The following is a 13850-nucleotide window of genomic DNA, read 5'->3' on the forward strand; positions in this document are numbered from 1 at the left end:
TTCTCCGGTACGGACAATCAGATTTCTAATCTTCGTTTTTCAACGGTCTTGCAAGCAGTGCTTCGACCGCCTCGTCAATGGTAATACTGCGGTCCAGAATGCGCGCAACCGCTTCGATGATGGGAGCTTCGATAGAGTGCCGGGCGACCAGCTCCGCGGCAATAGCCGCCGTCGCCACGCCTTCCGCCAGCGGCCTGCCGGTCAGGTCATCGCCCCGGCCGAGGGCAAGGCCGTAGGAATAGTTGCGCGACTGGGAGGTCGAGCAGGAGAGCAGCAGATCGCCCAGGCCTGAAAGGCCCATGATTGTCTCGGGCCGGGCACCCAGCGCATGACCCACCCGCCGCAATTCGACAAATCCACGCGTGACAAGCGCCGCCTGTGCGCTGGCGCCAAAACCCCGTCCAATGGCCGCACCAGCAGCAATGGCAAGCACGTTTTTCAGGGAGCCACCGATCTCGACGCCGACGAGATCGTCCGTCGAGTAACAGCGAAACGTTGGGCCTGAAAGGGCCAGTGCAATACGGTCTGCCACGGCTTGGCTTTCCGCGGCAACGGTCACGGCGGTTGGCAGGCCTCTTGCCACGTCGCTGGCAAAGCTGGGTCCGGACAAAGCGGCGATCAGCTGATCCGGGATGATTTCCCTGACCAGACTGGACATCAGCAGACCGCGTTTGCGATCAATGCCCTTGGCGCAGATGATCAGCGGTACTGCCATCGGGATCAGGGGCTTCAACTCCTCGAGAGCGCCCGCCATGGCCTGCGCCGGAATGACGCAAAGAATGAAATCGCTGCCCGCAAGAACGCTCGCTGCGTCCGTACTGGCGGTCAAAGGTGCTGGCAGGTCAATGCCCGGCAGGTAGGTTTCATTGCGGTGAAGTGTGTTGATGGAATGCACACTGGCAGGATCACGGGCGTAAAGGCGCGCATCATGTCCATTGTGCGCCGCCATGGCGCCAAGGGCCGTGCCCCAGGCGCCGCCACCAAGAACTGCAATCTGATGTCTGGGATTCATGCCTTGGCTCCCCGGCGCCCGGCGCCGATCAGGGGGGCGGATTGCATGTCCAGCGGCCAGCGCGAACGCGGCGCGATATCGAGCGAATCGCCGGCCATATGCCCGGCCCGTTCCACCCCGGCCCAGGCGATCATCGCCGCATTATCGGTGCACAGCGCCATGGGCGGCGCAATGAAGCGGAAGCCGTTGCCGGAGCACAGGTCCTGCAGGCAGGTCCGCAGGACCTTGTTGGCGGCAACACCACCGGCGACGACCAGGGCGGGTTCCTTCACATCAGGAAATCTGGCGCGGAAACGGGCAAGCGAGCGCGATACGCGGTCATTCAGCGTATCGGCAACGGCAGCCTGAAACGCGGCGCAGATATCGTTCACATCCGTCTGCGACAGCGGCTCCAGCGTGGTTGCCAGCTGGCGCACGGCTGTCTTCAGGCCGGAGAAGGAGAAGTCGAGCCGCTCCTCGCCCTTGAGCGGCCTTGGCAGGGAAAAGCGGCTGGAATCACCGGATTGCGCCGCCTTTTCCACTTCGGGACCGCCGGGATAGGGCAAACCAAGCAGTTTTGCTGTTTTGTCAAAGGCTTCGCCGAGAGCATCATCGATGGTCGTGCCAAGCCGTTCATAATCGCCGAGGCCCTTGACCAGCACCATCTGGGTATGGCCGCCGGAAACAAGGAGAAGCAGATAGGGAAAATCGATCTGGTCGGTCAGACGGGGGGTCAGGGCATGGCCTTCGAGATGATTGATGGCGTAGAACGGCTTTTGCGCGGCCATGGCAATGGCCTTGCCGGTCATGAGGCCGACGATCAGCCCGCCGATCAGGCCGGGACCAGCGGTTGCTGCCACCGCATCCACCTCGTCAAGGGTCATGTGGGCCTCATGCAGCGCCTGTCCGATCAACCGGTCGAGCACTTCCACATGGGCACGCGCGGCAATCTCCGGCACGACGCCGCCATAGGGCGCATGGTCGTCAATCTGGCTCAGAACCACGTTGGAGAGAATCCGTCCGTGACCGTTGTGGTCGCGCTCAACGACCGCAGCAGCCGTTTCGTCACAGCTTGTTTCTATGCCCAAAACCCGCATCGATGACCCTGACATCCTTCGCCGCATTGCCCGTTGCACAAAAGCCCGTTAGTTAGGGCCGGATAATTCAAACTCGCGTAACACGGACTGCGACTAATGCAAACAAAAACGCTCAAGATCGGTACACGTGGGAGTGCGCTTGCACTCGCACAAGCCCGTGAGACGTGTGATCGGCTGGTTAAAGCCCATGGCCTGCGCGAAGACGATATCGAGATCGTGGTGATTTCAACCAGCGGCGACCGGATTCAGGATCGCCCGCTGTCGGAGGTTGGCGGCAAGGGGCTGTTTACCCTTGAGATCGAAGAGCAATTGGCGGATGGCCGCATTGATCTGGCCGTGCACTCCTCCAAGGATATGCCGACTTTCCTGCCCGAAGGCCTGCATCTCTCGGTTTTTCTGGAGCGCGAAGATCCGCGCGATGCCTTCATCGGTCGCACTGTGAAAACGCTGGCGGAATTGCCTTTGGGCGCGGTTGTCGGCTCCGCCTCGCTGCGGCGCCAGGCCTTGATTCTCAAATCGCGGCCTGATCTGAAGGTTGTGAACTTTCGCGGCAATGTGGAAACGCGCCTGCGCAAGCTGGCCGATGGTGATGTGGATGCCACTTTCCTGGCCTATGCGGGTTTGCGCCGCCTCGGTCTTGGCGATGTGGCGACCGCCCTGATGGATGTGGCAAGCTTTCCACCAGCACCCGGACAGGGGGCGATCACGCTGGAAACCCGAATCGGCGATGCGCGAATTGATGCGCTGGTCGCGCCGCTCAATCATTTTGCAACCTCGACGGCGCTGGCCTGTGAACGCGCGTTCCTTGGCACGCTCGATGGTTCCTGCCGCACACCCATCGCCGGTCTTGCGACGATTTCCGGCAACATCCTGAGCTTCCACGGCATGGTCCTGCTGCCGGATGGTTCGGAAGCCCATGAAGTGACCGGCGAGGGCGATGTGGCGGATGCAGCCGCCATCGGGCGGGATGCGGCCGCCCGCGTCAGGGCAAAGGCTGGAGCGCATTTCTTTACGGATTGGCTCTGATGGAAAAAACCGTTCTGGTTACACGGCCCCTGCCAGCTGCGACCAGAACCGCCGACCGGCTGCGCGTGCAGGGCTATGTACCCCTGTTGTTGCCGCTCACGGAGATTGTTCCCCTGAACCCGACCGTGCCTGAAGGCACCTTCAATGCGTTTGTCGCCACAAGCGCCAATGCGCTGGTCCACGCCAGCGAAGCGTTGCTTGCGCCTTATCTCCAGTTGCCCTGTTTCACCGTAGGTGAGGCAACCGCGGATGCGGCACGTGCCCGCGGCTTTGAGACGGTGACAACGGGCGATGGCGATGGAGAATCGCTGGCGGAAACGATTATTGAAGAGCTGTGTTCAAGTGACTCCCTGCTTTATCTGACCGGCCACGTCAGGTCGCCGGGCTTTGAGCGCGCTGTGGCGAAAGCAGGGTTCCGTTGCTCTTCCATATCGGTCTACGACACAATTTCAGTCAGTTATACAACTGAGTTTCTGACCAAAACGCTCGGGTCAAGAAATATTGATTGCTGCCTTCTGTATTCGCGCATGAGCTCAGGCGTCCTGTCAACTCTGGCCGAGGCCGCAGGATTGACGCATCTCTTTGATAAGACGCTCTTTTTATGCCTGTCTCAGCGTATCGCCGACGATCTCAAGGGCTTCAATAAACCATCGGTCAGGATCGCCCGCAGGCCGGATGAAGACGCACTGTTTGACCTCCTGGAAGGGATGCAGGACGATAGGTGAACGGCATTCGTCGCTGCATGACGTTTCCGAAGCGGAACTTCCCTGCTAGCTTGGGGTTTCAGTCAACCCAATTGTTCTGAAGAGAGTGTCCATGGCCAAATCATCCGTTCCCCGTCATTCCAAGTCAGCCCGGAAGCCTGTGACGATAGAACTGGAGCCATCGGATATTGTGAAAAGTGCCCCGGCCGGTACGAACGTGCCGCAGCCGGAGCCGGTCGGCTTCAGCCCGACGATGGATGCCAAGCCACAGCCGCCGAAAGACGAGCCGGCAAAAGCGGCCTTTGCGGCCAGCGCCGAAACAGCGAAGGCAGATGAGACATTGCAACAGGGCACGTCGTTTGGCCGGTCGCCATCTGGCGAAGCGTCAACACCTGCGGCTCCTGCATCCGTTGCTGCTGCGCCCAAGACGGGCGATCCGCTTGGACGTTTGACGGCCGGTCTCATCGGCGGTGTGGTGGCATTGCTTGGTGCGGCCGCGCTGCAATGGGCTGGCGTATTGCCATCGCCCAAAGCCGACCTTTCGGCCGTGGAGCAACAGATTGCCGAATTGCGCGCGGCCGCTCCGGCGAAGGCCAGTCTCGACGAGGGCGCACAGGTTGCATTGAACGGCGCGGTGGAAAATGCCAAGCAGGCCCTGGGTCAAGTGTCCGGCATTGCCGCTGATGTGAAAGCCCTGAAGCAAACTCTGGCGGATGCCCAGACCAAGGCTGCCGGCACAGGAGGTTCTGTTGACACCAGTGCCATCGATGCGCGTATCGCATCGCTCGAAACGCAACTGACCGCCAGTCAGCAGAAGGCAGAGCAAGCCGCCGGCGCACTTGCGGGGGAGGCACAGACGTCAGCAGCCTTGCAGACGCGGCTCGATGCGCTGGAAACAAAGGTGCAGGACAATGCCGGCCAGAACACCATGGCACTGGCCATCGCCGCCACCGGCCTGAAGTCGGCGATTGACCGGGGCGGGCCTTTTGCGGCGGAGCTCGACACATATCTTGCTGTCGCGCCGGCCTCGGCTGACGCCGAGGGGTTGCGTACTGCCGCTACGGCCGGTGTTCCGACTGTCGGCATGCTGGCGAGCCAGTTCGGCGACGTGGCGACAAAAATCATTGCGACGACGCGAACGGTTGATCCCAATGCGGGTATTGTCGACCGGCTATGGGCAAGCGCCAGCGCGCTGGTGGAATCGCGCCCTGTGGGCCTTGTCGAGGGTGAAGGCATTGCTGCCATCACCGCGCGCATAGAGGCGCATCTCAATGGCGGTGATCTGCCTGCGGCCATTGCCGAATGGGACAAGCTGCCCGAATCGGCCAAAGCCGTCTCGACCGATTTCGCCAATGCCATGCGCACCCGTCAGAAGGCAGGCGAGATCGTTTCCAAGGCGCTCTCCAATGCATTGACCGGCATGAAGACGCCGGCTGCGGCGCAGTAAGGGAAGATGACCATGATCAAAGTTCTGTCCTTCCTTGTCGTCGTTCTGGTGCTGGGGTTTGGTTTTGCATGGCTCGCCGACCGGCCGGGTGATCTCGTCGTCACCTTTGCCGGGATGCAACACAAGGTCAGCCTCATGGTGGCCGCGTCCGCCATCGTTGCGCTTGTGGCCGCTGTCATGCTGGTCTGGTGGATCATCAAGAGCGTTATTGGCTCGCCTTATGCCCTGCGCCGCCATTTCCGGGCCCGCAAGCGTGATCGCGGCTATCAATCCCTGTCCACCGGTCTGATTGCCGCGGGTGCGGGGGACGGGCAAACGGCCCGGCGCATGATCAAACAGGCGGAAAAACTCCTCAACGTCGATCAGGAGCCGCTGATCAAACTTCTGGACGCGCAAGCCGCCATGCTGGAAGGCCGTTCGGACGATGCCAGGGCGAAATTCCAGGCGATGCTGGATGACCCGGAGACCAAACTGCTCGGCCTGCGCGGGCTTTATCTCGAAGCGCAACGCCTTGGTGCGCGGGATGCGTCGCTGCAATATGCCGAACAGGCAGCGCTTCTGGCACCCAACGTCGAATGGGCCTCTACAGCGGCCCTTGGCCAAAAAACCGCCCATGGCGATTGGGATGGCGCGCTGGAATTGCTGGAGACCCAGAAAGCCACCAAGCAGATCGACAAGGACACGGCAAAGCGGGAACGTGCGGTTCTCCTGACAGCCAAGGCGCTCGACACGTTCGAAAGTGATCCGGTCGGGTCGAAACCCATTGCCATCGAAGCGAACAAGCTTGCGCCCGATCTGATCCCGGCCGCCATTATCGCAGCAAAAGTGCTATTCCAGCAGGCCGATCTGCGCAAGGGCTCGAAAATTCTGGAGCATGTGTGGAAGAAGCAGCCACACCCGGAAGTGGCGGAAACCTACGTGCATGCGCGCCTGGGAGATTCCGTGTTCGATCGTCTGAAGCGCGCCCGCCATCTGGCTTCGCTCTATCCGCATCATGCGGAATCGAACCTGGCCATAGCCCATGCGGCGCTGGCCGCAGGCGAGTTGAAGGAAGCGCGCGAGGCTGCCGAGACCGTGTTGCGCACGGCGCCGCGTGAAAGTGCCTATCTGCTGCTGGCCGATATCGAGGAGGCGCAGACGGGCGATCAGGGCCGCGTGCGCCAGTGGCTGTCACGGGCCGTCAAAGCGCCCCGCGATCCCGCCTGGACCGCTGACGGCTATGTTTCGGAGCGCTGGGCTCCCGCTTCGCCGGTCACCGGCAAGCTGAATGCGTTCGAGTGGAAGGTGCCCGTCGAGCAATTGGGAACGGTAATCGATGCGCGCGATGACTTTGACAGTGCTTTGGCAGCCAAACCCGTCCAGTCAGCGCCGGTGCGCGAGCCCGCCGAGCCTTTGATCCCGGCGAAGTCCGTGGTGGTATCTGCCGAAAAACCGGCGGCACGTGTTGTTGAAGCGGATGCCGATATTGTGGATGCGGAAATTGTACCGGCGGAGCCTGTGGTGAAGCCCGTGGCGGCAAAACCGGAGGAGCCGCATGCGCACGAACGCATTGCGTCCGTCCTGCCGTCTCTGGCGGAAACGGCGCCTGCGGCGGTGCAGCACGAGGAAGAAAAACTGGTCATTCCAGTGCCGGATGATCCGGGTGTGCTGGCTGACGACGAGGAAGACCGGCCCAACAAGAAGTTCCGTCTGTTCTAGAGCTTTTTCCGGTCGGTGTGGCCGGAAATGCTCCTGTGTGTCGATCCTAACACATTAATTTCAATAGCGGTCTTTGCGGCAAGATGCACAATGGCAGGGCCGTGTCAGCCAAGCTATCAGTTGATTCGGCTCATTGATAACAACGCTGAGAGATTCGTATTGATGCTGGACCGCCTTGTCACCTTCTTCAAAGCTTTGCCTTCAGGCGAAAGCGGGAAAGGCCATTTTTCCAGGAATGATCCGCGCCTTGCGGCGGCCGCGCTGATGTTTCATGTCATGGATGCGGATGGCGAGCGGCGCAAGGTGGAGCGCAAGCGCCTGTCACAGCTGATTTCCGAAGCCTACGGGCTCAAAGGCGAAGCCTTGAAGCGTCTGCTCGAGGACAGTGAGCAGGCGGATCAGGAAGCCGTCGATCTCTATAGCTTTACCAGCGTGCTCAAGCGCAATCTTGACGAAGCGGCGCGAATTCACTTCATTGAACTGATGTGGGACGTGGTTTTCGCCGACGGATCCGCGCATGAGCTGGAAGAAAATGTTGTCTGGCGGGTTGCGGAACTGATCGGAGTCTCGTCCCGTGACCGGGTCACGATGAAGCAGAAGGCGGCCCTTCGCGCCAAGCAGGCGGTGCAAGAGGAATAGGATCAGAAGCATGTTCCAGACAGACTGGATGGAGAACAGGCAAGTGAAGCGCCCGAAAATCCTCACGGTACTGCATCAGGAACGTTCAAGCCCCGGCCGCGTCGGCCAGTTGCTGCTGCAATCCGGCTTTGATCTCGATATCCGCCGTCCGCCGCTTGGCGATGATCTGCCTGAGACGCTGGAGGATCATGCGGGCGCCGTCATCTTTGGCGGCCCCATGAGCGCCAACGACCCCGATGAATTCGTTGACCGGGAAACCGACTGGCTGTCCGTGCCGCTTGCGGAAAACAAGCCCTTTCTTGGCATTTGCCTTGGCGCGCAGATGCTCGCCAAGCATCTTGGCGGCACGGTCGGTCCGCATCCGGAAGGACTGGTGGAAATCGGCTGGTATGAACTCGAAGCCACCGAGGCCGGCAAGGCTCTGATGGACTGGCCGCCCATGGTGTATCATTTTCACCGCGAGGGTTTTGACCTGCCGCGCAGCGCCACGCTTCTGGCAACGGCCAAGGCTTACCACAACCAGGCTTTCCGCTACGGCGAAAATGCCTGGGGGGTGCAGTTTCACGCGGAACTGACCCGCGCCATGATGCAGCGCTGGGTGGTGCGTGGCTCGGAACGCTTCACCATGAACAATGCCCAGCACGGCCGCCAGCATCTGGAAGGCCGACTGGTCTATGACGCGGTGCTGAAAGCCTGGCTCCAGCGTTTTCTTGGCACGATCTTCGGCGCGCCTGTTCCGGCTTAGCTGTCTATGTCCGACCCTGCAGGTTGCGTGCCTTGCGCAATTGCGGGAACCGGTAAGCCCACAGGCCCGCGACGGCAATCGTGCCGACACCGCCGAAGACGACGGCAGGGATCGTGCCGATCAGTGATGCCATGATACCGGCGCGGAACTCACCCAACTCATTCGACGCGCCGACAAAGACCATATTGACCGCATTGACGCGGCCGCGGACGTGGTCTGGTGTCCAGAGCTGCAAGAGGGTTTCCCGGATATAGACGCTGATCATGTCAGCCGCGCCCATCAGGGCCAGCAGGGCGATGGAGAGCCATGCGAGGTTGGATACGCCGAACATGACGGTGAGCAAGCCGAACAGCGCGACAAACAGGAACATGATCATGCCGGCATGGTCGCGGATGGGATGACCGGCCAGCCAGAGCGCAGTCAGAATGGCGCCGATACCCGGCGCTGCCCGCAGCATTCCAAGCCCCCAGGGGCCAAGCTGCAGGATATCCCGGGCATAGACCGGCAGAAGCGCCACGGCGCCGCCGAGCAGGACGGCAAACAGATCGAGTGAAATCGCGCCGAGAACGACTTTCTCTTTCCAGATGTAGTGAAAGCCTGCCAGCAGCGTCTGAAGCGATTTTTTCTCGGTAAGCGTATGCTGAGCGGGTTTTGGGATGGAGAAAATGCAGATCGTGGCGGCAGCCAGCAGGACCGTCGCGATTCCGTAGGCGATGGCGGGCGACAGGCCGTAAAGCAGGCCGCCCGCCACAGGGCCCACAATCGTGGCGATCTGCCAGGCGGAGGAGTTCCACGATACGGCGTTCGAAAATACTTCGGTTGGCACCAGATTGACGACCAGCGAGGCGGAAGCCGGTCCAAGAAAAGCGCGCCCCACGCCGAAGCCGGCGAGAATGGCAAAGACGGTGAGCGGGGTGAACGTGTGGGTGAGGGTCAGCAGCAACAGCAGCGCCGCGCAGATCACTTCCGCACCGAGTGCAAGCCCCATGATGAAGCGGCGGCCAAACCGGTCTGCGGCGGCACCGGTGACGAGAACCAGCAGCAGTGAGGGGGCGAACTGGACGAGCCCGACGAGGCCGAGATCAAAGGGATCGCGCGTCAGATCGTAGATCTGCCAGCCGACGGACACGCTGATGATCTGGATGGCAAAGGAGCCGAAGAAGCGGGCCAGCCAGTATCGCGTGAAGGATGAATGGCGAAAGGCGGCATAGCGATCATGCGCCGCGTTCATTTCTGGGAGGGACATTGCGATGAAAGGCTCCGGAATCTGGAAACCTCTTCTAGAACAAATCCGGACGAAGGGGGATCAATAAATATGAATTATTATATCGTTTCAGCAGGGTGAAAAAATGCGCCGGATCAACTGACCTGAAATCGCGCTTGGGGGGATTGAGAATTCAGTCCTTGCCGGGAAGACCCTTCCGGGTGATTGCCTGGTAACAGCGCTGCCGGCATCAGCCACGGTTGGGACCACAAGACCAAACCCAACTCCAAGAGAGCAGCTGCCTCTTGCTCGAAAGCACGCCAATCGCTACATGTCGTGATTATCAGGAGAAACCCATGCTCGCCCTTCTCGAAACCATCAACCTGGCGCTAACGCTCTATTCCTACGTCATCATCGCCAGCGCAATTTTCTCATGGCTCCATGCGTTCAACGTGATCAATTCAAGCAATCACTTTGTCGCTTCGATTGGTGAGTTTCTGTATCGCGTGACGGAACCGGCGCTGCGCCCCATACGCAGGTTCATTCCTGATCTGGGCGGCATCGATATCTCGCCCATCATCCTCCTGCTGATCATTTTCTTCCTTCAGCGGTTTCTTGCAACGACGATTGCGCCAGCGCTGCTTTAAGTCAGCGCCTTGGCTTTGCGCGCGGACTTCTTTCGCAAAGAGCGCGATGGCGTCACGCTCTTTGTCCGGTTGACGCCAAAGTCAGCCAAGGACGCGGTGGAAAGTATTGAAGCAACGGATGACGGCAGAGCGCATCTGAAAGCGCGCGTGCGGGCAGTACCGGAAGATGGAAAGGCCAATGCGGCGCTGGAAAAGCTGCTGGCACAATGGCTTGGCATTGCAGCGCGGGATGTTTCCATTGGCGCAGGCACCACATCGCGGCTGAAGCAGGTAAAGATTTCGGGCGATCCCGAGGCGCTGGCAATGAAGCTGGCGGAACTTGGATCGCCCGAGGAATAAATCAGGCCTTCTTGGCGTTGTGACGCTCGATGGCTTCGGTGATCAGCTTGCGGGCCGCATCTTCATCGCCCCAGTCACCGATCTTCACCCACTTGCCGGGTTCCAGATCCTTGTAGTGTTCGAAGAAATGCTGGATCTGCTTCAGGGTGATGTCGGGCAGGTCCGTGTAGTTATGGACCTTCTCGTAACGCAGTGTCAGGTGCGGCGACGGCACGGCGATGATCTTTTCATCCTGTCCCTTGTTGTCTTCCATGACCAGAACACCAATGGGGCGCACGTTGATCACGCTCGTGGGCATCAGGGCGCGGGTGTTGCAGATCAGAACGTCAATCGGATCGCCATCATCCGACAGGGTGTGCGGCACGAAACCGTAATTGCCGGGATAGGTCATCGGGGTGTGCAGGAACCGGTCGACAAACAGGGCGCCGGAATCCTTGTCGAGTTCGTATTTGATCGGCTGGCCGCCGACTGGAACCTCGATGATTACGTTGACATCTTCAGGAGGATTATTGCCGACCGAAATGGCATCAATGCGCATATTTTCAGAGTCCTTGTTGGTTTGGGAGTGCTGTAAAGATTTTTACGGCCTGGCGCAAGAATTGCATCGCATATCTACGTCCCGAAAACGCGGGAGCAGGCCAAATTGACCGAAATAAGCGCCGGCAAGGCCACGCAATGGCAGGCAACACAACAAATAGTGCGCTTCAAAATGACGGGACAACCCGCCGCCTCGCGGGTGGGGGAAAGCATTTCCGGTGATCAATTCCAGACGAAGGCGATTTTCTTCAGTGTCTTGCCTTCGAAACATTCGACGCCTTCAGCCACATCCTTGCCGCCTGCGCTGGCATAGAAGCTGACCGCAAGATCATTGTCCTCGAGCGCCCAGACAACCATGCCCTTCAGCCCCTGATCGATGAGGCTGCGGCGCGAGGCGCCCAGGAGCCGTGTCCCCAGACCCAGTCCCTGATACTCGGGACGGATGTAGAGTTCGTAGACTTCGCCTTTCTGCGGCAGCTGCCGCGCCCGGTTGGGCCCCAGCGTGGCATAGCCGGCGACAACGCCGCCAATGTCGGCGACGAGAATTTGCGTGGAGCGGCGAATGGCTCTTGCCCACCAGTCCGCGCCGCGGCGATGTAGCATGGTATTGAGCGAACGATGCGGAATGATACCCGTATAGGCACCTTGCCAGGCAGCCAGATGCACGGCGGAAATTGCGCCCGCATCGGCCAGTTCTGCACGTCTGATCTCGGTCACATGGGTGTTCATGGTTTCTTAACCATAGACCCGGGCACCGGGACTTCGCAACTGGCTTTCAAAACGATTTTTCGTGTCGTGCACCAAAAAGAAAAAGCGGCGAAAATCGCCGCTTTCTCCAATTGTTAAGCCGTCGCATCTTCGCCTTATGCGGCGCCGGCTGTCTTGTTGCTCTTTTCAAAACGCTTGCGTTCGTTTGGATCGAGGTAGAGCTTGCGCAGGCGGATGGACTTCGGCGTGACTTCCACCAATTCGTCATCCTGAATCCACGACAGGGCGCGTTCCAGCGTCATGCGGATCGGCGGTGTCAGCTTGACGGCTTCATCCTTGCCGGCAGCGCGGATGTTGGTGAGCTTCTTGCCCTTGAGCACGTTCACTTCCAGATCGTTGTCGCGCGAGTGGATGCCGATGATCATGCCGGCATAGACCTTGACGCCGGCTTCGATAACCATCGGGCCGCGATCTTCAAGGTTCCACATGGCGAAGGCAACGGATTCACCCTGGTCGTTGGAGATCAGAACGCCGTTGTTGCGGCCGGAGATTTCACCCTTGAAGGGCTCATAGGCGCGGAACAGGCGGTTCATGATCGCCGTACCGCGTGTATCGGTCAGAAGTTCCGACTGATAGCCGATGAGGCCGCGGGTCGGTGCGTAGAAAACCATGCGGACGCGATTGCCGCCGGATGGACGCAACTCGACCATTTCGGCCTTGCGCTCGGACATCTTCTGCACGACCGTGCCGGAATATTCCTCGTCGACGTCGATCAGCACTTCCTCGATGGGCTCGAGCATGTTGCCGTTTTCGTCTTTCTGCATGACGACGCGCGGACGCGATACGCCAAGCTCGAAACCTTCGCGGCGCATGTTCTCGATGAGAACGGCGAGCTGCAATTCGCCGCGGCCCGATACGAAGAACGAATCCTTGTCGCCGGATTCCTCGACCTTCAGCGCAACATTGCCTTCAGCTTCCTTGAGGAGGCGGTCGCGGATGACGCGGCTGGTGACCTTGTCGCCTTCGGTGCCGGCCAGCGGAGAATCGTTGACGATGAATGACATCGTCACTGTCGGCGGATCGATCGGCTGGGCATGCAGCGGCTCGGTGACTTCCGTCGCGCAGAATGTATCGGCAACCGTGCCCTTCTGCAGGCCGGCAATGGCCACGATGTCGCCCGCATGGGCTTCGTCGATCGGCTGGCGCTCAAGACCGCGGAATGCGAGGATCTTGGAGATGCGGCCGGTTTCAAGCTGGGTGCCGTCGCCGTGCAGAACCTTGACCTGCTGGTTCGACTTGACCGTGCCGGAATGGATGCGGCCGGTGATGATGCGGCCAAGGAAAGGATCGGCTTCGAGAATCGTGCCGATCATCTTGAACGGGCCTTCGCCGACGGTTGGCGCTGGCACATGTTCGAGAACCATGTCGAAGAGGGCGGACAGTCCCTGGTCCTGCGGACCTTCCGGGTTGCGTGCCATCCAGCCATTGCGGCCTGAACCGTAGAGGATCGGGAAGTCAAGCTGTTCGTCGGTGGCATCCAGAGCGGCAAAGAGATCGAAGACCTCGTTGACCACTTCCTCGTAACGCGCGTCCGGGCGGTCAATCTTGTTGATCGCAACGATCGGGCGCAGGCCAACCTTGAGAGCCTTGCCGACCACGAACTTGGTCTGGGGCATCGGGCCTTCGGCAGCGTCAACGAGAACGATCGCGCCGTCCACCATGCTGAGGATACGTTCGACTTCGCCGCCGAAGTCGGCGTGGCCGGGCGTATCGACGATGTTGATGCGTGCGTCCTTCCAGACAACCGAAGTGGCCTTGGCGAGAATGGTGATCCCGCGTTCCTTTTCGATGTCGTTCGAATCCATCATGCGTTCGGCAACGCGCTGGTTGTCACGGAAATTGCCGGACTGTTTCAGAAGTTCGTCGACAAGCGTGGTTTTGCCATGGTCAACGTGTGCGATGATCGCGATGTTGCGCAGTTTCATGAGTTTCTCTTTTGGAGGATTGAGGACGCACACATGCTGGCGCCGCTTTGCATTTGCGCGCTCCTTACATGTTTTTTCGCAAA

General features: G+C 60.1%; 14 protein-coding genes. 8 read left to right on the forward strand and 6 right to left on the reverse strand.

Annotated features, from left to right (window positions below; genetic code table 11):
• Positions 1 to 25: 25 nt before the first annotated feature.
• Together ACP7B1_RS01555 and tsaD are read right to left on the reverse strand one after the other, a co-directional pair.
• On the reverse strand, positions 26 to 1012 hold the full coding sequence (locus tag ACP7B1_RS01555; protein ID WP_346305191.1) for an NAD(P)H-dependent glycerol-3-phosphate dehydrogenase: 987 nt from the start codon (positions 1010 to 1012) through the stop codon (positions 26 to 28).
• Positions 1009 to 2088, reverse strand: coding sequence for a tRNA (adenosine(37)-N6)-threonylcarbamoyltransferase complex transferase subunit TsaD (gene tsaD / locus ACP7B1_RS01560; protein ID WP_346305190.1), 1080 nt, complete (start codon positions 2086 to 2088; stop codon positions 1009 to 1011). Before tsaD ends, ACP7B1_RS01555 begins: the two co-directional genes overlap by 4 nt.
• 96 nt (positions 2089 to 2184) lie before the next feature.
• On the opposite strand from tsaD, the gene hemC reads away from it, so the two are divergent.
• The 6 genes from hemC to ACP7B1_RS01590 all read left to right on the forward strand — a co-directional run bounded on the left by hemC (position 2185) and on the right by ACP7B1_RS01590 (position 8347).
• On the forward strand, positions 2185 to 3114 hold the full coding sequence (gene hemC, locus ACP7B1_RS01565) for a hydroxymethylbilane synthase (protein WP_346305189.1): 930 nt from the start codon (positions 2185 to 2187) through the stop codon (positions 3112 to 3114).
• Positions 3114 to 3839, forward strand: a complete 726-nt coding sequence (locus ACP7B1_RS01570; RefSeq protein ID WP_346305188.1) for a uroporphyrinogen-III synthase — start codon at positions 3114 to 3116, stop codon at positions 3837 to 3839. The genes hemC and ACP7B1_RS01570 overlap by 1 nt, the downstream gene beginning before the upstream one ends.
• Before the next feature lie 91 nt (positions 3840 to 3930).
• Positions 3931 to 5265, forward strand: coding sequence for a COG4223 family protein (locus tag ACP7B1_RS01575; RefSeq protein WP_346305187.1), 1335 nt, complete (start codon positions 3931 to 3933; stop codon positions 5263 to 5265).
• 6 nt (positions 5266 to 5271) lie between these two features.
• Complete coding sequence (locus tag ACP7B1_RS01580; protein ID WP_346305186.1) at positions 5272 to 6963, forward strand: heme biosynthesis protein HemY; 1692 nt, start codon at positions 5272 to 5274, stop codon at positions 6961 to 6963.
• 162 nt (positions 6964 to 7125) lie between these two features.
• A complete protein-coding gene (locus ACP7B1_RS01585) occupies positions 7126 to 7602 on the forward strand; it encodes a TerB family tellurite resistance protein (protein ID WP_105734250.1) in 477 nt (158 codons plus the stop codon).
• 10 nt (positions 7603 to 7612) lie between these two features.
• A complete protein-coding gene (locus tag ACP7B1_RS01590; RefSeq protein ID WP_346305185.1) occupies positions 7613 to 8347 on the forward strand; it encodes a glutamine amidotransferase in 735 nt (244 codons plus the stop codon).
• 4 nt (positions 8348 to 8351) lie between these two features.
• On the opposite strand, the gene ACP7B1_RS01595 is transcribed toward ACP7B1_RS01590, so the two are convergent.
• Positions 8352 to 9593 carry an MFS transporter gene (locus ACP7B1_RS01595; RefSeq protein ID WP_346305184.1) on the reverse strand — a complete coding sequence of 414 codons (1242 nt, stop codon included), beginning with the start codon at positions 9591 to 9593 and terminating at the stop codon, positions 8352 to 8354.
• A gap of 314 nt (positions 9594 to 9907) precedes the next feature.
• On the opposite strand from ACP7B1_RS01595, the gene ACP7B1_RS01600 reads away from it, so the two are divergent.
• Both ACP7B1_RS01600 and ACP7B1_RS01605 read left to right on the forward strand, forming a co-directional pair.
• Positions 9908 to 10198 (forward strand): YggT family protein, encoded by a 291-nt coding sequence (locus ACP7B1_RS01600; protein WP_223613847.1) that lies wholly within the window; start codon positions 9908 to 9910, stop codon positions 10196 to 10198.
• 15 nt (positions 10199 to 10213) lie between these two features.
• Entirely contained in the window at positions 10214 to 10537 is a 324-nt protein-coding gene (locus ACP7B1_RS01605; RefSeq protein ID WP_426136501.1) for a DUF167 family protein, read from the forward strand.
• 1 nt (position 10538) lies between these two features.
• Here ACP7B1_RS01605 and ppa read toward each other — a convergent pair whose 3' ends face one another.
• The 3 genes from ppa to typA all read right to left on the reverse strand — a co-directional run bounded on the left by ppa (position 10539) and on the right by typA (position 13767).
• Positions 10539 to 11075, reverse strand: a complete 537-nt coding sequence (gene ppa, locus ACP7B1_RS01610; protein WP_105734254.1) for an inorganic diphosphatase — start codon at positions 11073 to 11075, stop codon at positions 10539 to 10541.
• A gap of 221 nt (positions 11076 to 11296) precedes the next feature.
• Entirely contained in the window at positions 11297 to 11803 is a 507-nt protein-coding gene (locus ACP7B1_RS01615; protein ID WP_223613846.1) for a GNAT family N-acetyltransferase, read from the reverse strand.
• A 134-nt stretch (positions 11804 to 11937) separates the two neighbouring features.
• Positions 11938 to 13767 (reverse strand): translational GTPase TypA, encoded by a 1830-nt coding sequence (gene typA / locus ACP7B1_RS01620; protein ID WP_105734256.1) that lies wholly within the window; start codon positions 13765 to 13767, stop codon positions 11938 to 11940.
• Positions 13768 to 13850 lie beyond the last annotated feature (83 nt).

Source organism: Phyllobacterium sp. SL163, from assembly GCF_049896885.1.
GTDB lineage: Bacteria > Pseudomonadota > Alphaproteobacteria > Rhizobiales > Rhizobiaceae > Phyllobacterium > Phyllobacterium calauticae.

Coding starts and splice junctions, on each gene's coding strand:
- typA (WP_105734256.1), bottom strand. CDS start 13,767: ATGAAACTGCGCAACATCGCGATCATCGCACACGTTGACCATGGCAAA.
- ACP7B1_RS01590 (WP_346305185.1), top strand. CDS start 7,613: ATGTTCCAGACAGACTGGATGGAGAACAGGCAAGTGAAGCGCCCGAAA.
- ACP7B1_RS01595 (WP_346305184.1), bottom strand. CDS start 9,593: ATGTCCCTCCCAGAAATGAACGCGGCGCATGATCGCTATGCCGCCTTT.
- ACP7B1_RS01575 (WP_346305187.1), top strand. CDS start 3,931: ATGGCCAAATCATCCGTTCCCCGTCATTCCAAGTCAGCCCGGAAGCCT.
- ACP7B1_RS01615 (WP_223613846.1), bottom strand. CDS start 11,803: ATGAACACCCATGTGACCGAGATCAGACGTGCAGAACTGGCCGATGCG.
- hemC (WP_346305189.1), top strand. CDS start 2,185: ATGCAAACAAAAACGCTCAAGATCGGTACACGTGGGAGTGCGCTTGCA.
- ACP7B1_RS01570 (WP_346305188.1), top strand. CDS start 3,114: ATGGAAAAAACCGTTCTGGTTACACGGCCCCTGCCAGCTGCGACCAGA.
- ppa (WP_105734254.1), bottom strand. CDS start 11,075: ATGCGCATTGATGCCATTTCGGTCGGCAATAATCCTCCTGAAGATGTC.
- ACP7B1_RS01555 (WP_346305191.1), bottom strand. CDS start 1,012: ATGAATCCCAGACATCAGATTGCAGTTCTTGGTGGCGGCGCCTGGGGC.
- ACP7B1_RS01600 (WP_223613847.1), top strand. CDS start 9,908: ATGCTCGCCCTTCTCGAAACCATCAACCTGGCGCTAACGCTCTATTCC.
- tsaD (WP_346305190.1), bottom strand. CDS start 2,088: ATGCGGGTTTTGGGCATAGAAACAAGCTGTGACGAAACGGCTGCTGCG.
- ACP7B1_RS01585 (WP_105734250.1), top strand. CDS start 7,126: ATGCTGGACCGCCTTGTCACCTTCTTCAAAGCTTTGCCTTCAGGCGAA.
- ACP7B1_RS01580 (WP_346305186.1), top strand. CDS start 5,272: ATGACCATGATCAAAGTTCTGTCCTTCCTTGTCGTCGTTCTGGTGCTG.